This window comes from Runella aurantiaca, assembly GCF_003339505.1.
In the GTDB taxonomy this organism is placed as follows: Bacteria; Bacteroidota; Bacteroidia; order Cytophagales; family Spirosomataceae; genus Runella; species Runella aurantiaca.
Window position 1 is genome coordinate 34,726 of record NZ_QPIW01000006.1, and the last position, 25,991, is coordinate 60,716.

Sequence of the window (25,991 nt, forward strand, 5' to 3'; positions counted from 1 at the left end):
TAACACAATGAATATCAAACATATCCTTCCAGCTCTTTTAACCATTGGGCTACTTACCAGCTGCGAAAAAGACTTACTTGATACCGTTCCCAACGACCGTATTTCTTCCGATATTTTTTGGAAAACTGAAAAAGATGCTACGCTGGCTTCCAACGGTTTATACCCATCATTGGACGGCGTTAACATTTTCGCCATCGACGGTGTTACCGATATTGCCCACGTAAATCAGGTATTTCAGGTGGAATCCAACATTGAAAAGGGCATCCACGACGCCCTCAATTCACGGCCCCAAACCGAGTGGACAAGCGCTTATCGAGGTATCCGTTTGGCCAATGATTTCTTGGGGAACATTGGCACCGTCCAAACGGCAAATACCGCTTTTATTGCCCGCCTAAAAGGCGAAGCACGTACCCTACGCGCCTACCAATACATTAAATTGGTGGCGATGTTTGGGGATGTGCCATTGGTCACTACGAGCATTGGCATTGACGAAGGTCGAGCGTTGAAACGGGCGCCCTCGGCCCAAATTTGGGATTTTGTGCTGAAAGAACTCACCGAAGCCGCCAACGATTTACCCGCAGTTCAGGCCGAAAAAGGACGCGTAACCAAAGGGGCTGCGCTTGCCCTCAAAGCCCGCGCGGCCTTGTACGCTGGTCGCTATCAGGAAGCCGCCGATGCCGCCAAAGCCGTCATTGATTCCAAAACCTACTCGATTTATTCGAGCTACACCAACTTATTCTCGTACGCGGCCGAAAACAATTCAGAGGTGATTTTGGACAAACAATTCATCAAGGACACTTATTCCAACAACGTATTTGCAAACATGGGGCCTTATAGCCAACGCACCGCCAACAATACCTACGTACCCACCAAAGCGCTCGTAGATGCGTATCCGATGGCCAATGGCAAAGAAATCACCGACCCAACGAGTGGATTTGACCCTAAAAATCCTTACGCTAACCGCGACCCGCGCCTGCGCGCTTCTATTTTTGTGACTGGCGATGACCTTCCCGACGGCAAAAAATTCGACTCCCGCCCCACAAGCGGCACTGCCGACGCCGTTGGCAACACGTATTTGGCTACCTCAACAGGATTTGTGTTGAAAAAATACATCAACAAAGAAGATTTGGCCACGGGTGGCAATTGCGGCATCAACCTTATTCTGCTCCGCTACGCTGAAGTTTTGTTGACCTACGCTGAAGCCAAAATCGAGCTAAATCAAATCGACGCGAGCGTCTATGACGCCATCAACCAGATTCGTCAACGCGCAGACGTCAAACTTCCAGCCTTAGAAATTGGCCTGACCCAAGCACAACTTCGTGAAGCGGTACGTAAAGAGCGTACGTTGGAGTTGGCCTTTGAAGGGCTGCGGCTGTACGATATTCGTCGTTGGAAAATCGCCGAAAAAGTGATGGTCGGCGATGTATACGGCATGACCTACGTAGATGGTACACAATTAAAAACCATTCAGATTGCGTCATTTACACGGGTTTTTGACCCTGCTAAACATTATTTGTGGGCCATTCCACAAAAAGAGCGTGAACTAAATCCAGAGCTGACCCAGAACACTGGTTGGTAATTTTAGCACAACAAAAAGTAGTATCTCCACCCATTTTTGTTTTATAACCGTCGGGGGCAAGAACCTGCTTGCTCCCAACGGTTAAACTAAAATATCCTTATGCAACGACTCCTATTCCTGCCCCTATTTTTATTTTCTGCTTTACTATTTGCCCAAAAACCAAGCCCAAAGCCCAATGTCATCTACATCTTTGCCGACGATTTGGGATATGGTGAATTGGGCTGTTATGGACAAAAAAAGATTAAAACACCCAACCTTGACCGTTTGGCAGCGGGCGGGTTGCGTTTTACCCAACATTATTCATCCGCGCCTGTTTGCGCGCCCTCGCGCTGCGGTCTCATGACAGGCCGCCATACGGGTCATGCCTATATTCGCGGGAATTACGAACTGGGCGGCTTTGAAGACGACAAAGAAGGCGGCCAAATGCCCCTCAATGAAGGAGCTTTTACGCTAGGACACCTCTTTCAACAAGCTGGATACAAAACAGGGGCCGTAGGAAAATGGGGCATGGGCATGGCCAACACCACTGGCAACCCCAATCAACAGGGCTTTGATTTCTTTTACGGCTTGCTTTGTCAGAAACAATCCCACAACTTTTATCCCACTCACCTTTGGAAAAACGGGGAGAAAGTACCGTTGAACAATTCATTTATTCGGGTTCATAAACCCATGGCCGAAGGCGACGAAAACTACGAGTACTACACTGGAAAAGAATACGCCATTGACAAAATGACCGAGCAGGCGAGCGCATTCATCACCGAAAACAAAAACAAGCCGTTCTTTTTATACCTCCCTTACACCCTACCGCACCTTTCGTTGCAGGCTCCCGCCGAGGCCGTAAAGGAGTACATTGGCCAATTTGAAGACAAGCCTTATCGCGGCCAAAATGGCTATGCATCAACGCGTTACCAGTACGCAACTTACGCCGCGATGGTCTCGTACCTAGACAAACAAGTAGGTATTATTTGGGATTTACTGAAAAAATCAGGTTTAGAAGAAAATACCATCATTATGTTTTCGAGCGACAACGGCGCTACGTTTGATAAAGCCGTAGATACCCGTTTTTTTGCAAGTAACGGTAACCTGCGTGGGGTAAAAAGAGACGTGTACGAAGGTGGTATCCGAATGCCGATGATTGCCTATTGGAAAAATAAAATCAAAGCAGGTCAGACCACCGACCACATATCAGCGCAATACGACGTACTCGCCACCTGCGCCGAATTGGTCGGTATTAAACCCGCCATCGCCACCGACGGAATTTCGTTTTTACCCATGTTGCTCAATAAAGGAACGCAAAAAAAACATGACTTTCTGTATTTTGAATTTCCCGAAAACGGCGGTCAACTGGCCATCCGAATCGGCAACTGGAAAGGCGTAAAACGCAACATGAAAACCAATCCTAACGCCGCTTGGGAAGTCTATAATTTGGCAACCGACGAAAGCGAGCAAACCAACGTGGCCGCCCAGCATCCTGAACTTATTCCGCAGTTTGACGCCATCGTTAAACGCGAACACCGCCCGTCGCACTTGCAAGAATGGGAATTTGTAGACCCCAAATTTGAAACAAAAAAGTAACACGCTGAAAGACTATCCTCCAATCATGAAAAAAACAACCGCCTTTCTCCTTAGCCTTTTTATCGTTTCGATTATTTCGGCGTTTCAATTCCTGCCCGTAGAAAAAGCACCGAAAGCAGGGCAACCCAATATCATTTTGATTTTTATGGATGATTTGGGCTACGGCGATTTGAGTTGCTACGGTGCACTCCAATACCGCACGCCCAACCTCGACAAACTGGCGGGTGAAGGCGTTCGATTTACCAATTTTTTGGCCGCCCAAGCCGTTTGCAGCGCTTCACGCGCCGCTCTAATGACGGGCTGCTATCCCAACCGTGTGGGTATTTCGGGGGCCTTGTTTCCCAACGCAAAGGTGGGTTTGAACCCCGACGAAACCACCATCGCCGAACTTTTGAAAGACAAAGGCTATGCCACGGGGATGTTCGGAAAATGGCATTTGGGCGACCGTCCCGAGTTTTTACCTAACAAACAAGGCTTTGATGAGTACGTAGGCCTTCCCTACTCCAACGATATGTGGGCCGTTCATTACGACGGAACCGCCATCACCAACACCTCCGATAACCGCAAAAAAAACTTCCCGTTTTTGCCTTTATTGCACAACACGGATACCCTCCAGGAAATAAAAACCCTCGATGACCAAGCTAAGCTGACGGGAATCTATACCGAGCGGGCCGTGAATTTTATCAAACAACACAAAAAAAGCCCGTTTTTCGTGTATTTGCCCCACTCCATGCCCCACGTACCCATCGCGGCATCGGCTAAGTTTAAAGGAAAAAGCAAGCAAGGCACCTACGGCGATGTGCTGATGGAAATCGACTGGTCGGTGGGTGAAATCATGAAAGCCCTCAAAGAAAGCGGGTTGGACAAAAACACCGTCGTCATTTTTACGAGCGACAATGGCCCTTGGCTTAACTACGGCAACCACGCTGGTTCGTCAGGCGGCTTGCGAGAAGGAAAAGGTAACAGCTTTGAAGGCGGGCAACGCGTGCCGTGCATCGTGCGCTGGAAAGGCGTGACGCCCGAAGGATTGGTGTGCAACAAGCTGACCTCCACCATTGATTTATTGCCGACCATTGCTACCATTTGCGGCACCAAGCTCCCCGCCAAGAAAATCGACGGTGTTGATATTTTACCACTTTTAAAGGGCGATATGGAAGCAACGCCACGCAAGTATTTTTATTATTACTACCGCCGCAACAACCTTGAGGCCGTTCGCCGCGATGACTGGAAACTGGTCTTACCCCACGAAGGCCGTACCTACGAAGGGCAAATTCCTGGCAATGACGGATTTCCGGGAAAAGCTCCCGAAAACACACCTTTTCCGCTGGCGCTCTACGACCTCCGCCGCGACCCCGCTGAGCGTTATGATGTAAAAGAAGTTTATCCAGAAATTTTGGCCGAACTCCAAAAAGTAGCCGAAGAAGCCCGCGAAGATCTAGGAGATGACATCACAAAACGTACTGGCAAAAATGTACGAATGAGCGGTCGAGTACAATAATCGTTTGGGGGGATTTCTTTTTTAGCGCCTTCTTCGACGGGGAAATTCGTAGATTTGCGGCGGAAAGGAAATCCCCCAAACGCTGTTGAATGAAAAAAAATCGGCTTTATATTGCACTTGGTGCAGGAGTTGTCGCAATTATCGCGGTAGTTTTGTACTTCCAATTTCGTCAGAAACAACAACCTCAGGTGGCCTTTGCACCTGATTCAAGCGTCTATTCTAAGCAAAATTATACCAATTTTATTCTGGACAGTGCGGCCTTGGTCTCTTTTTACCGAACGCATTTAATCTCAGACAGCACGCAGAAAAACATTACTGAATTTTATCAAAGACGAGCATATCAGTATGCGTGGTTTAGCGAAAACAGCCTCACCAACGCGGCCATCAACTTCAACGGGCAACGCGAAGCCTACATCAACGATTTTGCCGACAGTAGCCTTTACAACGCTGAAATTGACCTCTTACTTTCAGAAGCACAAAACCGCCCTGCCGAATTTCTAAAAAATCCCTTAAACGCTCAGAAATTAGAACTACTTCTGACAGCGGCCTTTTTTAATTATACGGACAAAGCCTTTACGGGAACAATCAAAAATCCGTTGGACTTGGAATGGTTCATTCCCCGAAAAAAGAAAAATTATCAAGCATTGCTCGATACCCTTGTTTCGGCCAAAGGCAATCCCATGCGCGAGCCCGTCAACCGTTATTATACCTTGCTTAAAGAACAGCTGCGCCGCTTTCGCCGCATCGAAAAGCAAGGAGGATGGCCAAGCATCGACATTGGCAAAAAAACATTTGGTGAAGGCGATACTGGTTCAGTGATTTTGGACGTACAAAAAACGTTGCTGGTGCTGGGCGATTTAAAAGCCATTGACACTACGGGTGTTTTCACGGATTCGTTGACCATGGCAGTTAAACGATTTCAACACCGCATGGGTCTAAAAGAAAGCGGCAAGCTAGACGCCGCTACCGCCACCGAACTCAACCGTCCCGTAAGTTTCCGCATCCGCCAAATCATGGTCAACATGGAGCGACTGCGATGGGCACCGACCGAGATGGAACCTAATATGCTGCTGGTCAATATTCCTGAGTTCAAACTGCACGTTTTTGACGAGGGAAAACAACTCTGGATGTGTAACGTTGTGGTGGGAAAAGAAGCGACCAAAACGAGCATTTTTAAGGGAAATCTGTCTTATGTGGTCCTGAATCCGTACTGGGTAGTCCCCAACAATATCCTTCGAAATGAAATATTACCCCGTTTAAAGCAAAACCCGGGTTACCTCGCTCGCAACAACATGGAGGTGGTTTCGGGCAATAAAGTCATCGACCCCTATTCAGTGCGGTGGCGTTCCTACAGCAATCATGTTCCGTACACCATCCGACAAAAACCAGGCAAATCCAATTCCTTAGGAAAAGTAAAATTCTTATTTCCAAACAGTTACAGCATTTACCTTCACGATACCCCCTCCAAAGGGCTGTTTGGGGAATCGCGGCGGGCGTTTAGCCACGGGTGCATCCGCGTGGCGGAGCCCGAACGATTGGCACTGCACGTATTGAAAGACACTCCGTCTTGGAATTTGGAAAAACTGGAGAGCGTTTGGGCCACACAAAGCGAAAAATGGATTACCGTGCGGCCCTCCATTCCCGTTTACATCGTGTATTTTACGGCGTGGGTGGACCAAACGGGTCAATTGAATTTCCGTAATGATTTGTACGGACTGGATAAAACGTTAGCAAAAGAAATTTTTGGAGAATAAAAAAGAAAGAATGTCTGATATATCTTGTGGCGTAGATTTTGGAACGTCAAATTCTACCATTGCCTATTACCGTGGCGACCGCCTTAGGTTGGTGCCCGTCGAAAAACACCATACGACCATCCCCAGTGCCCTCTTTTTTGAACGAATTAGTAATGCGCCCCACTATGGGCGTGAAGCGGTCGATTTATTTCTGGAACGCGAAAAAGGGCGTTTTATGCGCAGTTTAAAGCGTGTACTGGGCACGTCGGTCATGAAACAGGGAACGATGGTCAACGGCGCTCCGATGCATTTCAATAAAATCATCGGCCAATTTATCAAACACCTAAAAGACAAAGCCGAAACCGACGCGCAGCAGGAAATTGAAAGCGTCATCATGGGCCGCCCAGTTCATTTTATTGACAATGACCCCGTTGGCAACCAAAATGCGCAAGAAGAATTAAGAATCATTGCCCAAAATATAGGCTTTAAAAACATTGATTTTCAGTTTGAACCCATTGCGGCGGCATTCGCACACGAGGTAAATGTGGCGGGCGAACAACTGGCGCTTGTGGTCGATATTGGTGGTGGTACGTCCGACTTTACCGTGATTCGGCTTTCCCAAAAATACCTGAATAAACTCGACCGCTCGGGCGACATTCTGGCCAATACGGGCGTCCGGATTGGGGGAAATGATTTTGACAAAGACCTAAGTCTACACGTTTTTATGCCCGAACTGGGCTACCGAAGCACCTACGGCGACAAAAACCTGCCCGTTCCGTTGAAGTTTTATTATGATTTGTCGGAGTGGAGTAAAATAAATTCGTTGTACACCCCCAAAAACCTGATGTTGTTACGTCAATATTTGGGGCAGTCGCACGACAAAACCCGTTTTTCGAGGCTGCTCAACGTGTTTACGCAGGAAAGCGGACACATTCTTTTGGGCGTGGTGGAAGACACCAAAATTGCCCTTACTTCCGACGAGGTTCACGATGCCCCGTTAGATTTTATCGAAAATGGCTTTACCGTAACAACAGCCAAATCGGTGTTTGAAGAAGCCATCACGCAGGAGATTACCAACGTGGCCAATGCCGCCACCCAATGCGTGCAAGACGCAGGGGTACGTCCAGAAAACATTGATTTGATTATCTTAACGGGTGGCTCAACGGAGATTCCTGCGGTACAGTTGAAGTTCCGTGAATTGTTTCCCAACGCCACCGTTTCCGAAGAAAACAAACTGGACAGCGTTGGCGTTGGCCTCGCCTACGACAGTAAACGTAAGTTTTTGGGAGAAGCTACTTCAGTTCGTTAACCAACCGCAATAATTCAATTTCAGCCGCCTTGGCCGCAAAGCTTAGATTGGTAAACGTATAACCTACACTCTCGAAGCTTTGCTGCGCTTGGCGCACTTCCACGATGGTGGCTTGACGAAGCTGAAAACGCTGGAGTGTCAAATCCAATAGTTGTTTGGCCAAGTCTATATTCTTTTTTTGGTCCTCCAATTGTTGCAGGCTCATGGTATAGGCTTGATAGGTCCGCACGGCCGTATTACTAAAATTACGCATCAAAATGCTTTTTTGCAGGTCTGCATTCTTGGCGTTTATCCCCGCTATTTGTTCTTGTCTTTTAAATATTCCACCGTTATAAATTGGGATGCTTAAAGATAATCCAATCAATGGGCCACTGCTTTGGTTGAGTAGGGTTAAGCCCGCCGCTTGTTGGTTCCGGTTGTAGCTATACCCCGCATTGGCCCGAAGCGAAGGATAACGCAAGGCCGTTGTTTCTTTAATCAATTGTTCGGCAATCCGAATTTGATAATCGGCTGCCATCAACTCGGCGTTTCTATCTAATTTTTTTAGAATATCGTTTAATCCAATTCCGCGCTCTACGATGATGGTATCCTGCACCGAAATTAGCGTATCAGGACGTACATTCATCAACAACAATAAATCGGTTTTGGCTTGTTCGATGATAAGTTGCTGCGATTGTTTTGTTTGGTACAGGGTGTTCAAATCAATTTGCGACTGAAACAAATCGGCATTGTTGGCAAGCCCCACACTTTGCTGGGCTTTCACGATGTCAAGGCGTTTTTGGGCTACGTCGATGGATTGGTCAATGGTTCGGGTATAGGCCTGTTGCCGAATCACGTCGTAGTATTTCGTCATCACCGCCGCGATGGTGTTTTGTACTTGCGCATTCACCAACTGGAGGCTCTGCAATTCCACTTGTTCCAAGCGCTTTTTTACGAATTTCACCCGATTTCCGTTGTAGAGCAATATCGTTGCGGTTACGTTTGAGTTCAACTGGTTGGCCGCAGCCCCGTTTCGTCTGATTTCTACGCCCGTATTCAGTTTCTGATTTACGTTCGTAATCTGCTCATTGTCATTGATGGTCGCAGTGACGGTAGGCCGCCCACCCGCAATGCTAATGTGGTTATTGATGTCGGCGATTTGTACGTTATTTTTCAACACTTCAATATCAAGGTTGTTCTTCAGTGCAATACTGACCGCATCAGATAGGGAAAGTGTTTGCGAAAAGACTCTTGGAGAAAGAAATAAAACGAACAGTACTAAAGTGTATTTCTTCATTTTGAAGATCGTATTTTACAGAAATAAGAATTTTATGTTTTTTAATAACGTCGGTGAGGTTTTGAACCTCACCGACGTTATTAAGTAAGTCGAAATGCGATGTTAATGCACGGGCATTTCTGCTTCTTTAGGCGTTTCTTCTGCTTCTATGGTTTTGTGCTCACCAGAAATAAACGTATAAACGGCAGGCACCACAAACAGGGTAAGTACCAACGAAAACAAAATTCCGCAGACGACCACAATACCCAAAGGAATACGACTTGAACCAGCCGCGCCCAAACTCAGCGCAATCGGCAGCGCACCTAATGAGGTAGCCAGACTGGTCATGAGGATAGGACGAAGGCGTTGGGTCGCCGCATCCACCACGGCATCCATCTTTTTGAGGCCCTGTTCTCGCCGTTTATTGGCAAACTCTACAATCAAAATTCCATTTTTGGTCACCAAGCCAATGAGCATAATCATCCCGATTTGCGAGAAAATATTGAGGGTTTGGTCATATACCCACAAGCTCAATAGCGCCCCCGCCAGTGCCAACGGCACCGTAATCATGATGGTGAAGGGGTCAATGAAACTTTCAAACTGAGCCGCTAGTACCAAGTAAATCAACACCAAAGCCAGTGCAAATGCAAAGAGGATATTGGAAGAGCTTTCCGAGAAATCTCTCGAAGGACCAGAAAGAGCTGTTTGGTAGCTTTCGTCCAATAATTTAGCGGCAATTTTATCCATAGCCGCTAGGCCATCGCCGATGGTATACCCCTCTGATAAGGAGGCGGAAATGGTCGCTGCTTTGTAACGATTATAGTGGTAAATCGTGGTAGGGTTGGTGCTTTCTTCCCATTTAATGACGGAACTCAATGGGATATTTTCGCCCCGCACGTTGCGTACGTACAGCCGCCCGATGTCTTCGGGTTTGTCGCGGTCGCTTCTTTCTACCTGCGCAATGACCGAGTATTGAAAGCCATTCTGGATAAAATAAGCCAATCGCCCACCGCTGAAGGCCGCCTGAATGGTCGCAATCACATCTTGAGTACTTAGCCCCAAGTCCTTGGTCTTCATACGGTCTACGGTCAGTTTTAATTCAGGACGGTTAAATTTCAGGTTTACGTCCACGTTGGCAAACGTTTTATCGGAACGTGCTGCATCCAAAAATTTTGGAATAATGTTCCTGAGTTTGTCTAAATCCTGATTTTGAAGAATAAATTGAATAGGCAGTCCGCCGCGTGAGCCAAAGCCCACCGAAATCGTTTGCTCTTGCACGGCAAATATCCGTGCTTGATTGAAACGGCTCAGTTTTTTCTGTAAATCATTCGTAATGTCACTTTGGCTGCGTGTACGTTCAGTAGGGGGTACTAATGCCAAACGCGGAGCCGCGCTGTTGGTACTACCACCTCCTCCACCACCACCGCCTGGAGTACGTACAAAGATAAAATCTCGCTCTGGAATAGAGTCATACAAAAACTTGCCCAAATCGTCGGCAATTTGGGCCATAGAGCTATAACTCGTGCCTTCGGGGGCAGTCACGTTAAAACGGATACTGCTGCGGTCTTCCAATGGCGCGAGTTCGCTTTTTAGGTTACCCATGCAAAACCAGATAATTCCTCCACAACCCGCTATGACAATCCAAGCAACCCAGCGTACTTTAAGAAAAGCCTTGAGCATGACCTCATATAAGTTTTCCATGCCCCTGAAAAATGGTTCGGTTTTTTGATAAAACCGCCCATGCCCTGCTTTTTTGCGGGTCAAATACACGTTTAGTACAGGGGTAATCGTGAGCGATACAAATGCCGACACTAACACCGCCGAAGCGAGCGTTACCCCAAATTCTCTAAATAGACTTCCGATAAAGCCTTCCAAGAATATCACGGGCAAAAACACGATAGCAAGGGTAATGGAAGTAGAAATAACGGCGAAGAAAATCTCTTTACTGCCTTCAATCGCCGCTTTACGGATGGGGAATCCCTGTTCGAGTTTTTTAAAGATATTTTCCGTGACCACAATCCCGTCATCCACCACCAATCCCGTGGCCAATACAATAGCGAGCATGGTAAGAATATTGACCGAAAAGCCCGCCAAATACATGATGAAAAACGTCGCGACCAACGAAATTGGAATATCAATCAATGGTCGAATAGCAATAAGCCAATCGCGGAAGAAAAAGAAGATAACCAATACCACCAAAATGAAAGAAATGATCAGGGTTTCTTCTACTTCGGCCAGTGAATTACGAATGTTTTTGGTGTTATCGCTTAAGATTTTGAGCTGAATGTCGCTTTTGCTGCTTTTCTGAATTTGCTCAAGGCGTTTGTAGATTTCGTCAGCAATTTTGATGTTATTGGCTCCCGGCTGAGGAATAATCGCCAAGCCCACTGCGTGCAGACCGTTGAATTTCCAGCTTTGTTCAAGCTGTTCGGGGCCTAGTTCTACTTTAGCGACATCGCTCAAACGTACAATTCCCGTGGCATCTTCACGAATAATTAAGTCTTGAAATTGCTTTTCGGTGGTCATGCGCCCCAATACACGAATTGTTAAATCGGTGTTGTTGCCGTATATTTTTCCAGGGGGCAGCTCAATATTTTCGCTGTTGAGTGCTGTACGTATATCCGAAAAAGCCACATTAAAGGCACTCATTTTATCAGGATTGAGCCATATCCTCATGGCGTAGCTTTTCTGCCCAAAAATGTTAATCGCACTTACTTCATCAACCGTTTGAATCTGTTGTTGCAATACGTTTTCGGCATAATCACTTAGCTCCAAGAGGCTTTTGGTCTCGCTCTGAATGGCTACAATCATAATAAAATCCCCGTTGGCATCGGCTTTCGATACCACTGGCGGGGCATTAATATCCTGCGGCAAACTGCGTGCGGCCTGACTTACCTTATCGCGTACGTCGCTGGCGGCGGCTTCCAAATCTACTCCCAAGTTAAACTCTACGCTAATCTGGCTGTTGCCTTGCGAGCTAGACGAGGTGATGGTACGGATACCTTGAATCCCGTTGATTTGTTTCTCCAACGGTTCGGTAATTTGGCTTTCGATGATGTCGGAGTTGGCTCCTGTGTAAGACGTACTGACCGAAATCAGGGGTGGGTCAATGGCCGGGTAGTCACGAACGGCCAAAAAAGTAAGTCCAACGACTCCAAAGATAACCACTGCCAAGTTCATGACTGTGGCAAGCACGGGACGATTAATTGATAATTCAGAAATGTTCATCGCTTTGTTGCTTTTCGTACTTTAAGAATGGCATCAGGTTTGGCAAATAATACTCCCGTCACTACCACCGAGTCTCCTTCACTGATTCCTTGCGTGATTTCAACACTATTGGCAGTACGTACTCCTGTTTGGACATTGACAAAGGAAGCCTTACCTCCTTTTACTAAAATCACTTGGCTGTTTCTATCGTCGGGGATGATGGCATTGGTCGGAATCATTATGGCTTTTTTGTTATTGCCACTACTAACAATCACTTTGGCAAAAGCCCCTGGGTTAACCCGTGAATCATCCAACAATGCCCGCACCATCAGGTTGCGGGTCAGGCGGTTGGCTTGGGGTTCAAGCGCTATTACCGTAGCTCTTCTCATGGTGGTATCCCTACCTTCCAGCTTTACTTTCACCACACTTCCTATCCGTATTAGGTCGCTGTTTTCTTCGGGAAGGGTAAAGTCAATTTTCATTTTACCTAATTGCTGCATAGTGGCAAGAATACTCGTCGGAGTCACATACGCACCAGGACTCACTTGCCGCAATCCAACTGTACCCGTGAAAGGTGCACGAATGATGGTTTTATCAATCAATGTTTGGGTATAAGCAATATCTGCTTTCAGGGTATTGACCGTGTTCAAAGCAGCGTCATAATCGCTCTGATTGATTCCGTTTACCTCCAAAAGTTTTTTTAGTCGCTCTTCGGTCTTTATGGCAGTCTCCAACTGAACTTTCGTCCGCTTTACCTGTGCTTCTAGATCTGCACTATTGATACGGGCCATTACCGTTCCCTCAGCCACCGATTTTCCTTCTGGGACATTCAGGTAAGTGAGCCGCCCGCTGACTTCGGGCCGCAGTTCCGTTGACTCACCCGGAATAATGGTTCCATTGGCTTCAATGACATTGGTAACAGGTTGAGAAGCGGCTACCATCACATCTACCATCGTGGGCTTGTCTTTTTTCTCATCGCCGCCTTTCGGTTTTTCTTTCTTTTCTTTACAGGCCGCGAAAGTCAAACAAAACAAAATTGTGTACAAAGGGATATAGGTAGAGGGAATTCTTTTAGGGCAATTCATTAAAATACCAGTTAAGTAGTCGAATAATATAAAGTTGAATCAGCAGAATAACTCATAATAATATATAACTACAAATATATGTATTCGTTGGTGAAGCCGACAGCGATTCCTACCCAAAAGCCATAAAAAAGAGAGCAACTACGGTTAAAACGCTACGAGTACCGAAATGACATTCTGATGGGAGCACTTTTGGGAGTAATTATGAAGTTTATTTACCCTTAATGAAATACATTTTTAATCAAAACAAAACCCGACCTCGCTGCTTGTTTTTAAGCAAATCCGAGACCAGGAAGCGATAAAAATTAAGACTGGCTACTTCAATTTCATCGCCAGCGTTACGCCATTGCCCACCATAAAAATTTCGGTGAGCTTCTCCACCAATGCATCCATAGTATGCATCTTCTGCTCTAATGCGCGAAGCCATTATTATGGACAAAAAAAATCAAACGGCGGGCAAATACCCGCCGTTTGAATAGCTCACAATTATCTATTTTACATTGTCTTTAGTCATTCTTGATGTTAAGACACTTTTCTCAAGCTGAGAAAAAAGCTGAATTTCTTGGCGTAATTTTTTAATTTAAAAGGCATTAAAATAAAAACACGTATAGTGCCACACAAACACCCAGTCCTATCAAAGTCCATAACAAACCGCTTGTGCGACGTTTTTTTAAGAAAAGTAAAAGTAGCAGTCCTGTCGCCGAAACTAATGTCATAAAAATGGCAGAGGCATCAATCACCAGCGACCATGTTTTTCCCGTGTCGCGTCCTTTATGCAAATCATTGATGACGGCCACCAAGCCCATCTGGGTTTCGGTAAGTTGATACGCTCCCGTAGAGCGGTTTATGAATGCATCGGCAGTATACCCAGGGCCCCGAAAAGCCACCGAACATTCGGCTGCATCAATGCGAAAGTCGCTCATGGCTCCCTTGGGGTGATGCGCTTCTCGCAGGTACTCAACAATTGCCAATTTATTCACCTTTGAGGTGTCGGTAACGTTTGTCCAACTTGCATTCAACTTCCCTTTGTACTCAGAAGTACGAGAGGCATCGTCAAACCAATCTGCGTGGTTAAGCGTCAAACCCGTAACGGCAAAAAACAACACCAACGCAAAGCTGAACATAGAAAGATACAAATGAAGCCAACGCGCCAGTGCGGGCATTTGGCGCTGCCAAGCAGCATTTCCGTCGGAAGCACGCGCTCGGGTATTAACGGTTGCTTCCTTTCTCACGGTAGTCCAAGGCTGCGGCTGCGATCTCGGTGTTTCCATTTAGTGTCTGTTGTTTCGGTTTTCCGTTAAAATCCATTTCTTGTCGTGTCAATTGATACGTACCATGCTCGCGGGCCGCTTCGATATTGATGGTGTACTTACCTTGTTTTACGTATTGCCCTTGGTCGTCTTTACCGTCCCAAACCAATGAGTAGACGCCTGCTGAGCGAGTAGCGCCCGCAATAGCCGCCGCATTCAAACCACTGCTACGCTGCATGGTGTACCAAGTCCGTAATTCAGGAAGCCAGCGGGGTTTGTTGTACCAAATCGCCAACTGACGCACAGGAACGTGGTTTTGGTCTTCAATCCACACGGCTACAAAAGGCCGATGCGAACGCCCCTCAAACCGATTGAGTTCAAACGAAACAAGCAGCTCTTGATTGGCATTCCAAAGTTTATCTTTGATGTTTGAGACCGACAAAATCTGCGCCGTTTTTACGGAAGGATTCGACGCGGGAGGCATTGCTAAATCATTCCAGTCAGGACTTGTAAATGATTGGCCTTCTTTGGTGACGATGAGGTAATCGGTCTGCGGTATAGAAGCCGCCAATTTGATGCTTTCGGTGGGGGTAAGCACATTAAATGCCGTTGCCAGTGCTCCTGCGGTGACCGCGTTGGGGTGTACTACCGTAGCACTGATAATGTCCTGAGCGGGCACGCCCGTGCGGGGGTCAACAATGTGCGAATACCATGTATTGTTTACCCATACTCCTCGGCGATAATTGCCGCTCGTGGCTACCGCCCGGTTGCTAACATTCAGCCAAGTCAAAGGGGTAGCATTTTCGGCATGGGTCTTGGGGTCGGTTAGGGCAACAGTTTCTGTCCAATTTCCCCGTATGACTAAGTCACCGCCGCTGTTTAAAACCACCGCATCAACGTCGACATTTTTTAGTGCCGCTTCGGCAGCACGGTCCAAAATATAACTTTTGGCAAACGTATGCAGCCGCAAAGGGATTTGGCTGAGTCGGGCGGCGGTTTGATGGGCAGGGTCAAGATTCCAGTGGGGTTGATTGGCCGCTAAGACCGCATTTAGTCGTTCTGCCTCCGAGGGTAAGGTCTGCGTTTGAGCAGCTTTTTGCCAGAGTTGATTAATGACCTCTGCGGCGGCATTGAGAGCGCCATCTGTTTGCTGATGCCATTCGGTAAATTCGTTCAAAACTGCCCACAAATCTTCGGATACCGGTGTGGTTTGTTTTGCAGAAACCCACCAGCGGCTGAATTCGCTGGTGGGAAGATAACTGCTGAGAATATTGTTCAGACGCTCTATTTCTGCTAAAACAACCTTTTCAGTTTGCCGCGCTGCGGCATAGGAACGAGCCACAATTTTTAAATCAAACGACGTTCCCAGTACATTTTCGAGGTGTGAAACAAACAATCCCTGTACTCCAGGGATTGTTTGGTAGGGGCCAGCTACAACAGTAGCCATTGAAGCCAGCCCAAGTTTTAATCCATTCATTGCTGTTTATTTTGGATTGTCAGAGGAAGAATTTAGTTGTTGTCTCCACCTTCTTTCACGTCGTCGTTTTTCACACCTTTGGTTTTCTTAGGAGCGACGAAAGTCATTTTACCAATTTTATAGCTAAACGTCAATTTGATGTTTTGGTTGTAGATATTGTTGACCATCGTTTGGTTCAATATCGGCGTTACTGAGGTAGATTTCATCTTCATTCCACCAAAAAAGTTTTCGGTAGCTAAACCAATGCTTCCTTTTTTGTTGTTCAGGTCTTTCTTCACCCCAAATGAGTACATGTAGAAGCTACCCTGAACCCCTTGAAGCGTGACTTGGTTTCCGCGCATCCCGCCGTTTAGTTGCATGGCCCAACCTTTGTTAAGCGCGAGGCTCGACATCACACGTCCACCAATCACGATTCCAGAGTTGCTGGTATTAATCGAAGTACCATCCAATCCTTGTACTTTTCCTTCGAGGTAGTTATAATATACATCTACCCCACCGTTCAATGTCCATTTGGGCGTCAGATACACGTTGGCAAATACGTTGGCACCCATCACTTGCTGCTTACCGATGTTTTGGAAAGTGGTGATGATGGCACCCGCCAAGGTATCGGAAGGAGCGCTCAAGCGCATGATACTGTTGTTGGTAGAGCGGCTAAATACCGAGGCATTTAAGTAGGTTTTCTTAATGCTAGTGCTTAAGCTCAACTCAAAGTTATTGGTCATTTCAGGCTTCAGATTCGGGTTTCCGATACTGATATTGAACGGGTTAGCAGCGTTGTAGTTGGGATTTAACTGTTGCAAACCCGGGCGTTGAATACGACGGTTGTAAGCGGCTTTCAGCGTTGTTCCCGCTTTGATGGTTTTAGATACGTTAATGCTTGGCACGAGCGTTCCGTAGCTTGGAATCGAGATTTTACCGATTTGGTCTTTAGCATCAATGGTGGTGTACTCATACCGTGACCCCAACTTGAATGTGTATTTATTGGCGGTTGAATACGTGTAAGATAAGTACCCCGACACAATGCTTTGGCTGTAATCCAAATTACCAACAGGGTTGCGAGCATCGGCGGCAAAAGCACCCGTAGACCCTGCTACTTGATAGCTGTAATCGCTATTTACCTGACGCATAATCGTTTTTGCCCCAAACTCAATCATTTGATTTTTCTTGATGGGCGTCTGATAATCGGTCTGAATCGTGGCTTCTTGGTTCAGGTTGGCATTCAGGTTTTTCTGACGGCTCAACAAAGCGTTGCTTTCACTCAGCAAATCGGCATTGAAGTTGTTGGTGAGGTTATTGCGGCTATACTGTGTTGAGATAGACCACTCTCTACCTGGCACTTTGAAGGTGCGAATATAGTCGAGGTTCATGTCGACGTTGTTGGATAAGTCTTTGGTAGTCACATCCCGATACGTTGTGGAAGTCAACGCGCTGTTAGTAAACAGGTTGCTGGTCATGTCTTGCGAACGAGTCATGTTACGGGTTCCGAAACTTACGCCAGCGGTCAATGATTGTGTTTTACTTAATTCATAATCAAAACCAATATTGTAGCGACCAAAAAGTCCATTATCATACGCATCAGAGGTTTGTTTAGTCAACAACGAAGCTCCGTTTTGCAGAATAGTTTGGTCTAAAGAAGTAGCAGATTTGTTGTAGAAAGCCCGTCCAAAACCTCCAAGTGTAATTCCTAATTTTCCTTGGCGATAGTTTCCGTTGAGGCTAAGGTTTGAACCCCGTGCTCCCACTCCCGCATCGGCACTGAGGGTAAGTCCTTGCAGCGTTGATTTCTTAGTGATGATGTTGATAATCCCTGCCGAGCCTTCTGCATCGTATTTGGCCGAAGGAGAAGTGATTACTTCCACCGATTTAATCAAATCTGCTGGAATCATTTTTAAGGCATCGGCAATGCTACTCGCTACAATCGTAGAAGGCTTATTGTTAATCAATACCCGAATATTCTGGCTACCACGAAGCGATACGTTTCCGTCCAAATCGACCGACAACATTGGTACTTTTTTGAGCACATCGCCTGCATCACCGCCCCGGGCTGTGAGGTCTTTGTCGGCGTTGTACACCAAGCGGTCTACTTTTTCTTCAATGAGTGATTTTTCGCCCGTTACCACAACTTCATCAAGCGTTCTGATGTCGGGGTTCATTTTGATGACGCCCAAATCTAGGTCTTGACCTTTGGCAATTTTTAAGTTGTCAATCGTTTTATCTTTAAATCCGATGAAGGAAATCATCAATTTATATTCTCCAACGGCAATGCTTTTAAGGGTAAACTTTCCTTTTTCATCGGCCATTGTGCCGTCGATGGCTTTGCCAGTCGCTTTGCTATAAAGGGCGATATTGGCAAATTCAACGGCTTGAGTAGCGGCAGAATCAATCACAAAACCCGTTATCTTTGAATTGCCTTTGGGAGCAGTTCCTTCTAGGTTCAAAGTAGGGTTTTGCATAGCACCGGTATTTCTGTTGCGACCGTTTCCGTCGCCGCCTTGCATACCGCCGGGAAACTGAGCGTAGGCGGCTGTCATACCTAACGCAAAAAGAATGGAGGTGATAAGTGTTTTCATTTTTTTATTTGTTTGTCGTCACGTTTCTTTTATATTGATGACGGATTTTTCCGTTTTGATGATTCAAAGTAACGTCGACTTATATTCACAAAAAAATACAATAGACCGACCGCCCGTATAATACCGATAAGCGGCAATTAATGACCGATGAGTTGCCTTTTGGGGCACAAACAAGGTATAGTAGGTACCTTTAAAGATAAAAAATGTTCAATTATCGGTAAAAATGAGCAAACTGGCGATTGCTAGAAGAAGTATGAAATTGTTTTAATAGGATTGTTGTCATTTTGAAAAAGTCGATTTGTATTCCTATCGACCGACCTAAAAAAAATACAACTATGTTACTTCGCCCAAACAGAAAAAATATAACCCTTGTTATCCATATATTAGCCTGGGGATTATTGGCCGCGCTGGTCATGATGCCCCCCTTTGGCGGGCGTTTTACGATGCCCGATGAGTATTGGATAAAGCAGGGCATTTTGTTGGGATTGCTCGCAGGTGCTTTCTACCTCAATGCCAAGGTTCTTCTGCCTCGATTGTTATTTAAAAACCACTCTCTTTGGTACATAATTTCTATTGTTGGGGCAGTATTGGCTATTTATTGGACAATTCAGGGGGTAGAATCATGGCTTCATTTGCCCGAACTATGGCACAAAGCCACCCGCCCCGACCGCCCTTTTAACCCCAAGCGTGGACATCGTTTTGATATGTTTACCTTTTTATATTCAATGTTATCGCTCGGCGTAAGTACCAGTTTAACGGTTGTGCAAAAATGGCAGAAGGATACCCAAATTCGTGAACAACTAGAACGCGAAAAAGTAGTTTCAGAGCTTTCTTTTCTGAAAGCACAAATCAATCCGCACTTCTTTTTCAATACCCTCAACAACATCTACGCCCTCACCATGATGGACGTAGAATCGGCGCAAGAAGCCCTGCACCGTCTGTCGCGAATGATGCGCTATGTGTTGTACGAAACCAAAGAAGGAACCGTTAGACTGAGTCAGGAGATTGCTTTTTTGCAGGATTATATTCAATTGATGCAACTCCGTCTGACCGACAAAGTCAAAGTGACTTTTGACTTGCCCGCCGCGCACCAAGACGTAGCCATTGCGCCGATGATGCTTTTACCTTTTCTTGAAAATGCCTTCAAGCACGGGGTCAGCGCCACGCGCCCAAGCGAAATTTTTATTGGCTTGACCCAAATCGAACAAACACTACGGGTAGAAGTGAGGAATACGCTCTTTACTGAAAAAAGGGTTACGTTGGATGAAAGTAACGGAATAGGCTTGGTCAATACGCGCCGCCGGCTTGATTTATTATATCCTAATCGGTATGCTTTGGTTATTACCGAACGCACCCCCAACGATGAGTATTTAGTAGAGTTAACCCTCCATACCGCCCCCCTTAAACAGCAAACGTCCACTTTAAGCCCCACGCATTATGACGCTTAACTGCATCGCCGTTGATGACGAACCCCTCGCCCTTGGATTGGTGAGTGTTTTCATTGAAAAAACACCTTTTTTGCATTTGGCTGGAAAGTATTCCAGCGCCATCGAAGCATTGCAGGCGTTGCATCATCAGCAGGTGGATGTGATATTTTTGGACATTCAAATGCCCGATTTGACGGGCATTGAATTGGCAAGGGTATTGGGGCAATCCCAACAAGGGGGCGCTGGTCCCCGCATTATTTTTACGACAGCTTTCAACAATTTCGCCATCGAAGGTTACAAAGTAGATGCCTTGGATTACCTGCTCAAACCGTTTAATTACGAAGAATTTTTGCGGGCGGCCACCAAAGCTAAAGCCTATTTTGAATTAATCAATCGACCTGCATCTACCGCCGCTGCCCCCACCGCACCAGAACCCGAAGAAGATTCTCTGTTTTTGAAAGTGGAGTACCAGTTGGTACGGGTATCGTACAATGATATTCTGTACATCGAAGGCCTCAAAGACTATGTAAAAGTCCATTTGCAAAGCTCCACGAAACCGATTTTATCACTCACCAGCCTCAAAGCCCTCGAAGACCGACTTCCCGCCCGTAAGTTTATGCGGGTACACCGGTCATTTATTGTTTCGTTGGATAAAATCACGTCTCTGACCCGCAATAGTATTCAAATCGGCAATGTCACGATTCCAGTCAGCGACCAGTACAAAGATACCTTCACGCAGTTCTTAAATAAATGGACGTAAACCGGGGTTTTTATTACTCCGATTTACGTCCATTATTATTTACCCTTATTTCGATTTTCCTAAAAAGCAGTCCTTAATTTCTGCGTCTACCACTGCCTTCACTTGAATGCTCTGGCGCATTGCGTTGTCCCTGTTCCTGCACCCTTGGCTGGGCAGATTCACGATTTCCTCGCGATTGTGGTTGCTGCCGAGGCTCTGCAGTGCGCTGCTGCTGTTGGGGAGCATCATTGTTTCTGCGTTGGGGCAAGTTTTCGCGGCTTTCGTATGAACGCTGCGGTGCCTGTTCCCGATTATTGGCCCGAGGCTGTTGATTTTGATTTGAGCCGTTGTTGTCCGACCAAGTCCGTTGGGCATTGCCGCGCTCAGGAGCCGTATACGGTCTGTCATCTTGGCGCGGCTGCGGATTGTTTGGCCGCTGCTCACGTCCTTGATTGTTGTTATCATAACGATCACGTTCGTTGCGCGATATCCGGTCGTCATAGCGCGGAGATTGGTTTCGACGGTCGTTGTTGTTCCACTGTCCTCGGTCGTTGTAATTGGGCCGAGAGTCGTATTGACGATTATTGCCGTTGCCACGGGCATAACTGCGGCCCCGTCCCTGACGATAAAGGTCATCGGCCCGGTACACATTGATACGGTTGCGCGTTATACGCTCAATATCATAGCGTTGGGGGCCATATACATACGCTCGGTTGTTGTAGCGATAGTAATTGTTGAGATAAGATGTTCCACCATAAATTACGCCAATTCGGTTGCGCGGTACACAATAACTGTACACGCGCGGGCTTCGAATGTAAATATCAGGCACAAAGACCCAGTAATTATACGGAATGTTGATATTAATATTTATATCTATTCCCATCCCAGGGCCCAAAGGTGCCCAGCCGTAATAGCCTCCACCCGAGCGCCAAGATACCCACGCCGGTCCCCACTCATCGCCGGGAACCCAAATCCAGCCGTAGTAATCATCAAACAGCCAGCGGCCGTAATGGAAAGGAGCCCAGCCCCATTCGTAGTCTGAAACCCATGTATTGCCGTATTCGGTCATTTCCCAATGGCCATCGGTGGCATAAGGCTGAAAATCTTGCGATACGCGCGGCCGCCACACCTGCCCATACGACGGGTTGTCCATCCAGTCGCCGTAGGGAGAGAGTTCATTGTAGAAGTCCTGCCGCGAAATACCCACCCCGGGCTGGGCAAGAACATTGCTCGGAATGGTCAACCCGATGGCCAGCACAAAGAGCAGGCAAGCGGCGTGTATTTTATGGATTGTTTTCATGACATTTCTTTTGGTTAAATGAAACTTTCCCTCGTCGTTGGCGTACATTTCGGCGACGTAGTTCGGTTACAAATGAAACGAAATTCCCCCCAATTCTATTTCAATTGGGATCCCCTAAACACGAGGATTAACAATCATTAACCAACGCCCTTTTTTTTTTAAAAAATTACTCCATTCAAGACTACGCCCGGAAGATAAATTTTAGTAATATCAGCCTGAAAATTAACCCCTTAAAACCAAATAGTATTTTACACTTTTTTCCTATTCTTTTTCTTATGAAAAAACCCTTTATACTGCTTCTATCGCTGTTTATGTTGGCAAATGCTGCCGCCCAGAAACCCTATTATGGTGAACAAAAATGGCCCGAACAAGACACGGCCAATAAGTTTTACACCGTCAAAGGTGAGCGGCATGGCGTTAGCTTTTTCAAGAAACATTATTTTAAAGATGTGGAATACCAACCCAGCAATAAACTGGCATTTGACGTTTATCACTCACCCGATGTAATGTACCACTGGTACCGAAAATGGGCCGCCCAATATCCCGACATCGTAGACCTCTACGAAGTAGCTAAAAGCTACGAGGGCCGGCCTATTTTGCAAATGACCATTACCAACAAAAAAACGGGCAAACATACCGACAAACCCGCGGCTTATTTTGAGGCTGGCCGACACAGCGGCGAGGTCACGAGCAGCGAAGCCATTCTCTGGCTTACGCAGCATTTGCTCGAAAACTACGGTAAAGATGCGTCTATTACCCAACTCATTGACACCAAATCCATTTATCTGCGCCCCGAGAATAATCCCGATGGCTCTATGATGTATCTTTTTACGGCGCAACGCAACCGAAGCACCGTGCGGCCCAAAGACGATGACCGCGACGGCCTGCTCGACGAAGACCCCGAAGAAGACCTCGATGGCGATGGGGTGATTTATCAAATCCGCAAAAAAGCCGTTACCAAAGCAGAAAAAGAAAAAGCCGATTATACCCTCGACCCCCGCGATCCGTCGGGGCGATTGATGAAACGCGTCTTGGAAGGCAAGGGCGATTGGCTGGTCTACACCGAAGGTATTGACAACGACGGCGACGGAAAATACAACGAAGACGGCATCGGCGGCTTGGACAACCACCGTAATTATCCAGAAAACTGGCGACCCGACCAAGGGGGCGACCTCACGGGGCGCGGCTACACGCAGGGTGGTGCGGGCGAGTACCCGTTGAGTGAAATTGAAACGCGCTCCACGGTTTTGTGGCTGTTGGCCCATCCCAACATCTCGGTCGTCAACTCGATGGATACACGCGTGCCAATGCACCTGCGCCCGCCCTCGACTTCCAAAAGTGCCGAGAGTATGTTTCCCGCCGATTTGGCGATTTATAAACACATGGACAGCGTGGGATTGGCTTTTACGGGTTATCCTTGGGCTGGCGATGTGTATGATACCTACGCCACCCGCAGCAAAACCGACCGCACCACTGGCGACCCCACCAAGCCCCAACCTTTGTTTGGCCACGGTCCTGACTTCGGTTATTTTTATTACGGCTCCGTGTGGTACGGTGATGAACTTTGGAACGGTGGTGCCATGAAAGATTACAACAAAGATGGCGCTTACGATGAGTACGATGGCCTCATGTGGGACGACGAAGCCAACAAAAAGAATGGCTTCAAACCCTGGTCAAAACTCATGCACCCCGTATTGGGAGAAGTAGAAATCGGCGGGTTCCATCCTAAATTCTTTGCGCAAAATGGCCCCGCGTGGCAGTTGGAAAACTGGATTGCCAAACAATCTAAATTCAACTTGGCGATGGCGAAAGAACTTCCTCAGATTGACCTAAAAGACGTGACCATCAAAGCATTAACCAATGATGAATACGAAATAAAAGTAACGTGGAGCAATGCAGGAAAGCTGCCCGTTGCGCTGGAGCAGGCCAAATTGGTCAAAATAGTGCAGGAAGACCGCGTCACGCTGGACTTTGACAAGGCATTACTCAAAGGCTACGAAGATGCAAAAGTAACAATCACGCAACCCACCTTATTTGACAAAACGATTTACAGTGGCTACACCAAGGTTGGCGAACAAAAAGAAGCCATTTTTAAAGTAAAACTCAACCAAAAAGGTCCCGTCAAGGCAAAAGTGAAGCTTTCTTCCACCCGAGGCGGTTACAAAGAGAAAGAAATCGTTCTGGGGAATTAGCCAAATCCTCCTTTCTCGAAAGCGAGCTGATTGACAAGAAACTGCGGAGAACGGGAAAAATCTGTAAAAAAGGTTGTCGAGTCTCTCAAAAATGGATTCGACAACCTTTTTTTATCGCCATTGCATCAAGGCCGCATTCAGCACTTCTTCCACACGCCGACGCGGCTTGTGAAAATAAACCATACCGTGGCCCGGCAACATAATATCAGTCTCTATTTTGGCAAACCGGCGTAAAGAAGCGGTATAGATTTTTTTGTCGAAATCAATGGAGCCACTCCACCCAAAATCGCCACTCAGCAAGGTGCCAATCACATCTCCACTGATGACGACTCGTTTTTGCTCCCATGTAAACAGATAGGCTGTGCAACCCATGCTGTGGCCCGGCAAGTGCATCACCTCTATTTCTACCCCCAATAGATTACGTCGTTGTTTGTCCACCAGAACTTGGTCTACCATAACGGGCTGAAAGGTTTTATGATACAAATAGCCACAACAGCGTTCGTCGCCCGCCGCAATGGCCTCGGCAGTTTCGGCCACGGCCATGATTTTCACGCCTCTTTTTTTGAGGATATGCGCCCCTCCAGCGTGGTCCAGATGGGCGTGGGTTAGGAGGCAATACTGGATTTCCTCTGGCGCGAGGTCCCAATAGCGCATATTGTCGAAGAGTTGCTCGATGGTTTCACCACACCCACAGTCAAAAAGGATTAACCCTTGCGGTGTTTTTAGCACGTATGCGTTTCCATCATTCCATAACGCTCCAGGTTGGTCAAACGTAAGTCCGTTGAGGTCGCCGCTTACCTGAAAAAGATTTTTCAAAATTTGCATAGATACTATTTTGTTAACAAAGACCCGAATTGGGATATTTTACCGCATTCAGAAAAATATCCACAATGACCCGCCAATGTTTGTACAAAGGTTGCGCTTCCATGCTGCAGATTGTTCCAAAGCTTGTTTGGATTTTACGCCTGTTTGTGATTCGATTTTTAGGGGGCAATTTTTGTTTTCTTTAAAGTTAGCTGAAGTTTTGTTACCAATACCGCCTCTAAAACCCTAACTTTGCAGCGGTAAGTCAATCAAACATCCGCTCAATACTTCCTATATCTATGAAATTCGGCGTAGTAGTTTTTCCCGGTTCCAATTGCGACGATGATACTGTCTATACATTACGGGTCAATTTAGGCCAAGAAGTGGTAAAACTTTGGCACAAAGACCACGACCTTCAAGGCTGTGATTTTGTGATTCTTCCCGGAGGTTTTTCCTACGGCGATTATTTGCGCACTGGCGCTATTGCCCGTTTTTCTCCCATCATGAACGAGGTCATTGCCCACGCAAATCGCGGCGGGTACGTCATGGGCATCTGCAACGGTTTCCAGATTGTAGCCGAAGCAGGATTGGTTCCCGGGGTATTATTGCGCAATAGCTCACAACGCTATATCTGCCGCAATATTTACTTGAATCCACAAAGCAAATCCACGATTTTGACGGGCGGTTTGGACCGCTCTGCCTATAAAATTCCGATTGCCCACGGCGACGGGCGTTATTTTGCCGACGAAGATACCCTCAAAAGCCTCAACGACAACGACCAAGTATTGTTCCGTTATTGCGACGAAAACGGTCTTATCACCGAAGCCGCCAATCCTAACGGCAGCTTAGAAAATATCGCGGGTGTAACCAACGCGGGTAAAAATGTATTCGGAATGATGCCCCACCCAGAGCGCGCCTCCGACCCTGCCTTAGGCAACGCCGATGGCCGTTTTATACTGGAGCAGCTTTTGGCTGTAACGGCATAAACCATTTT

18 protein-coding genes are annotated in these 25,991 nt (G+C 46.7%); 9 read left to right on the plus strand and 9 right to left on the minus strand.

Annotation, left to right across the window (positions count from 1 at the left end; all coding sequences use genetic code 11):
* Nucleotides 1-7: 7 nt before the first annotated feature.
* The 5 genes from DVG78_RS09490 (at nt 8) to DVG78_RS09510 (ending at nt 7,694) form a co-directional block, all read left to right on the plus strand.
* Nucleotides 8-1,579, plus strand: coding sequence for a RagB/SusD family nutrient uptake outer membrane protein (locus DVG78_RS09490; protein ID WP_114460860.1), 1,572 nt, complete (start codon nt 8-10; stop codon nt 1,577-1,579).
* A 99-nt stretch (nt 1,580-1,678) separates the two neighbouring features.
* Entirely contained in the window at nt 1,679-3,154 is a 1,476-nt protein-coding gene (locus DVG78_RS09495; protein ID WP_114460861.1) for an arylsulfatase, read from the plus strand.
* 25 nt (nt 3,155-3,179) lie between these two features.
* The gene (locus DVG78_RS09500) at nt 3,180-4,652 is read left to right on the plus strand and encodes a sulfatase family protein (protein WP_114461016.1); all 1,473 of its coding nucleotides are present in this window, start codon (nt 3,180-3,182) and stop codon (nt 4,650-4,652) included.
* Between the two features lie 89 nt (nt 4,653-4,741).
* The gene (locus tag DVG78_RS09505; RefSeq protein WP_114460862.1) at nt 4,742-6,406 is read left to right on the plus strand and encodes a L,D-transpeptidase family protein; all 1,665 of its coding nucleotides are present in this window, start codon (nt 4,742-4,744) and stop codon (nt 6,404-6,406) included.
* Between the two features lie 10 nt (nt 6,407-6,416).
* Nucleotides 6,417-7,694, plus strand: coding sequence for an Hsp70 family protein (locus DVG78_RS09510; protein WP_114460863.1), 1,278 nt, complete (start codon nt 6,417-6,419; stop codon nt 7,692-7,694).
* On the opposite strand, the gene DVG78_RS09515 is transcribed toward DVG78_RS09510, so the two are convergent.
* The 7 genes from DVG78_RS09515 to DVG78_RS09545 form a co-directional block, all read right to left on the minus strand.
* The gene (locus DVG78_RS09515; protein ID WP_114460864.1) at nt 7,678-8,970 is read right to left on the minus strand and encodes a TolC family protein; all 1,293 of its coding nucleotides are present in this window, start codon (nt 8,968-8,970) and stop codon (nt 7,678-7,680) included. The two genes, DVG78_RS09510 and DVG78_RS09515, sit on opposite strands and share 17 nt — an antisense overlap.
* A gap of 102 nt (nt 8,971-9,072) precedes the next feature.
* Entirely contained in the window at nt 9,073-12,177 is a 3,105-nt protein-coding gene (locus DVG78_RS09520; RefSeq protein WP_114460865.1) for an efflux RND transporter permease subunit, read from the minus strand.
* On the minus strand, nt 12,174-13,241 hold the full coding sequence (locus DVG78_RS09525; protein WP_114460866.1) for an efflux RND transporter periplasmic adaptor subunit: 1,068 nt from the start codon (nt 13,239-13,241) through the stop codon (nt 12,174-12,176). The genes DVG78_RS09520 and DVG78_RS09525 overlap by 4 nt, the downstream gene beginning before the upstream one ends.
* 238 nt (nt 13,242-13,479) lie before the next feature.
* Nucleotides 13,480-13,665: a hypothetical protein gene (locus tag DVG78_RS09530; protein WP_114460867.1), complete on the minus strand. Its 186-nt coding sequence runs from the start codon at nt 13,663-13,665 to the stop codon at nt 13,480-13,482.
* A gap of 163 nt (nt 13,666-13,828) precedes the next feature.
* Entirely contained in the window at nt 13,829-14,509 is a 681-nt protein-coding gene (locus tag DVG78_RS09535; protein ID WP_114460868.1) for a PepSY-associated TM helix domain-containing protein, read from the minus strand.
* Nucleotides 14,448-15,935 (minus strand): DUF2271 domain-containing protein, encoded by a 1,488-nt coding sequence (locus DVG78_RS09540; RefSeq protein ID WP_229598179.1) that lies wholly within the window; start codon nt 15,933-15,935, stop codon nt 14,448-14,450. Before DVG78_RS09540 ends, DVG78_RS09535 begins: the two co-directional genes overlap by 62 nt.
* Nucleotides 15,936-15,997: 62 nt before the next feature.
* The gene (locus tag DVG78_RS09545) at nt 15,998-18,535 is read right to left on the minus strand and encodes a TonB-dependent receptor (RefSeq protein WP_114460870.1); all 2,538 of its coding nucleotides are present in this window, start codon (nt 18,533-18,535) and stop codon (nt 15,998-16,000) included.
* Nucleotides 18,536-18,870: 335 nt separating this feature from the next.
* Between DVG78_RS09545 and DVG78_RS09550 the strand changes: the two genes are divergently transcribed.
* Both DVG78_RS09550 and DVG78_RS09555 read left to right on the plus strand, forming a co-directional pair.
* Nucleotides 18,871-19,983 carry a sensor histidine kinase gene (locus DVG78_RS09550; protein WP_114460871.1) on the plus strand — a complete coding sequence of 371 codons (1,113 nt, stop codon included), beginning with the start codon at nt 18,871-18,873 and terminating at the stop codon, nt 19,981-19,983.
* Nucleotides 19,973-20,722 (plus strand): LytR/AlgR family response regulator transcription factor, encoded by a 750-nt coding sequence (locus DVG78_RS09555; RefSeq protein WP_114460872.1) that lies wholly within the window; start codon nt 19,973-19,975, stop codon nt 20,720-20,722. The genes DVG78_RS09550 and DVG78_RS09555 overlap by 11 nt, the downstream gene beginning before the upstream one ends.
* A 73-nt stretch (nt 20,723-20,795) precedes the next feature.
* Here DVG78_RS09555 and DVG78_RS09560 read toward each other — a convergent pair whose 3' ends face one another.
* Nucleotides 20,796-22,001: a DUF6600 domain-containing protein gene (locus DVG78_RS09560; RefSeq protein WP_147277034.1), complete on the minus strand. Its 1,206-nt coding sequence runs from the start codon at nt 21,999-22,001 to the stop codon at nt 20,796-20,798.
* Nucleotides 22,002-22,276: 275 nt separating this feature from the next.
* Between DVG78_RS09560 and DVG78_RS09565 the strand changes: the two genes are divergently transcribed.
* Nucleotides 22,277-24,193 carry a M14 family metallopeptidase gene (locus tag DVG78_RS09565; protein ID WP_114460874.1) on the plus strand — a complete coding sequence of 639 codons (1,917 nt, stop codon included), beginning with the start codon at nt 22,277-22,279 and terminating at the stop codon, nt 24,191-24,193.
* A 111-nt stretch (nt 24,194-24,304) separates the two neighbouring features.
* Here DVG78_RS09565 and DVG78_RS09570 read toward each other — a convergent pair whose 3' ends face one another.
* Nucleotides 24,305-25,018, minus strand: a complete 714-nt coding sequence (locus tag DVG78_RS09570) for an MBL fold metallo-hydrolase (protein WP_114460875.1) — start codon at nt 25,016-25,018, stop codon at nt 24,305-24,307.
* 278 nt (nt 25,019-25,296) lie between these two features.
* Here DVG78_RS09570 and purQ point away from each other — a divergent pair, with 278 nt between their 5' ends.
* Nucleotides 25,297-25,983, plus strand: a complete 687-nt coding sequence (gene purQ, locus DVG78_RS09575; RefSeq protein ID WP_114068980.1) for a phosphoribosylformylglycinamidine synthase subunit PurQ — start codon at nt 25,297-25,299, stop codon at nt 25,981-25,983.
* Nucleotides 25,984-25,991 lie beyond the last annotated feature (8 nt).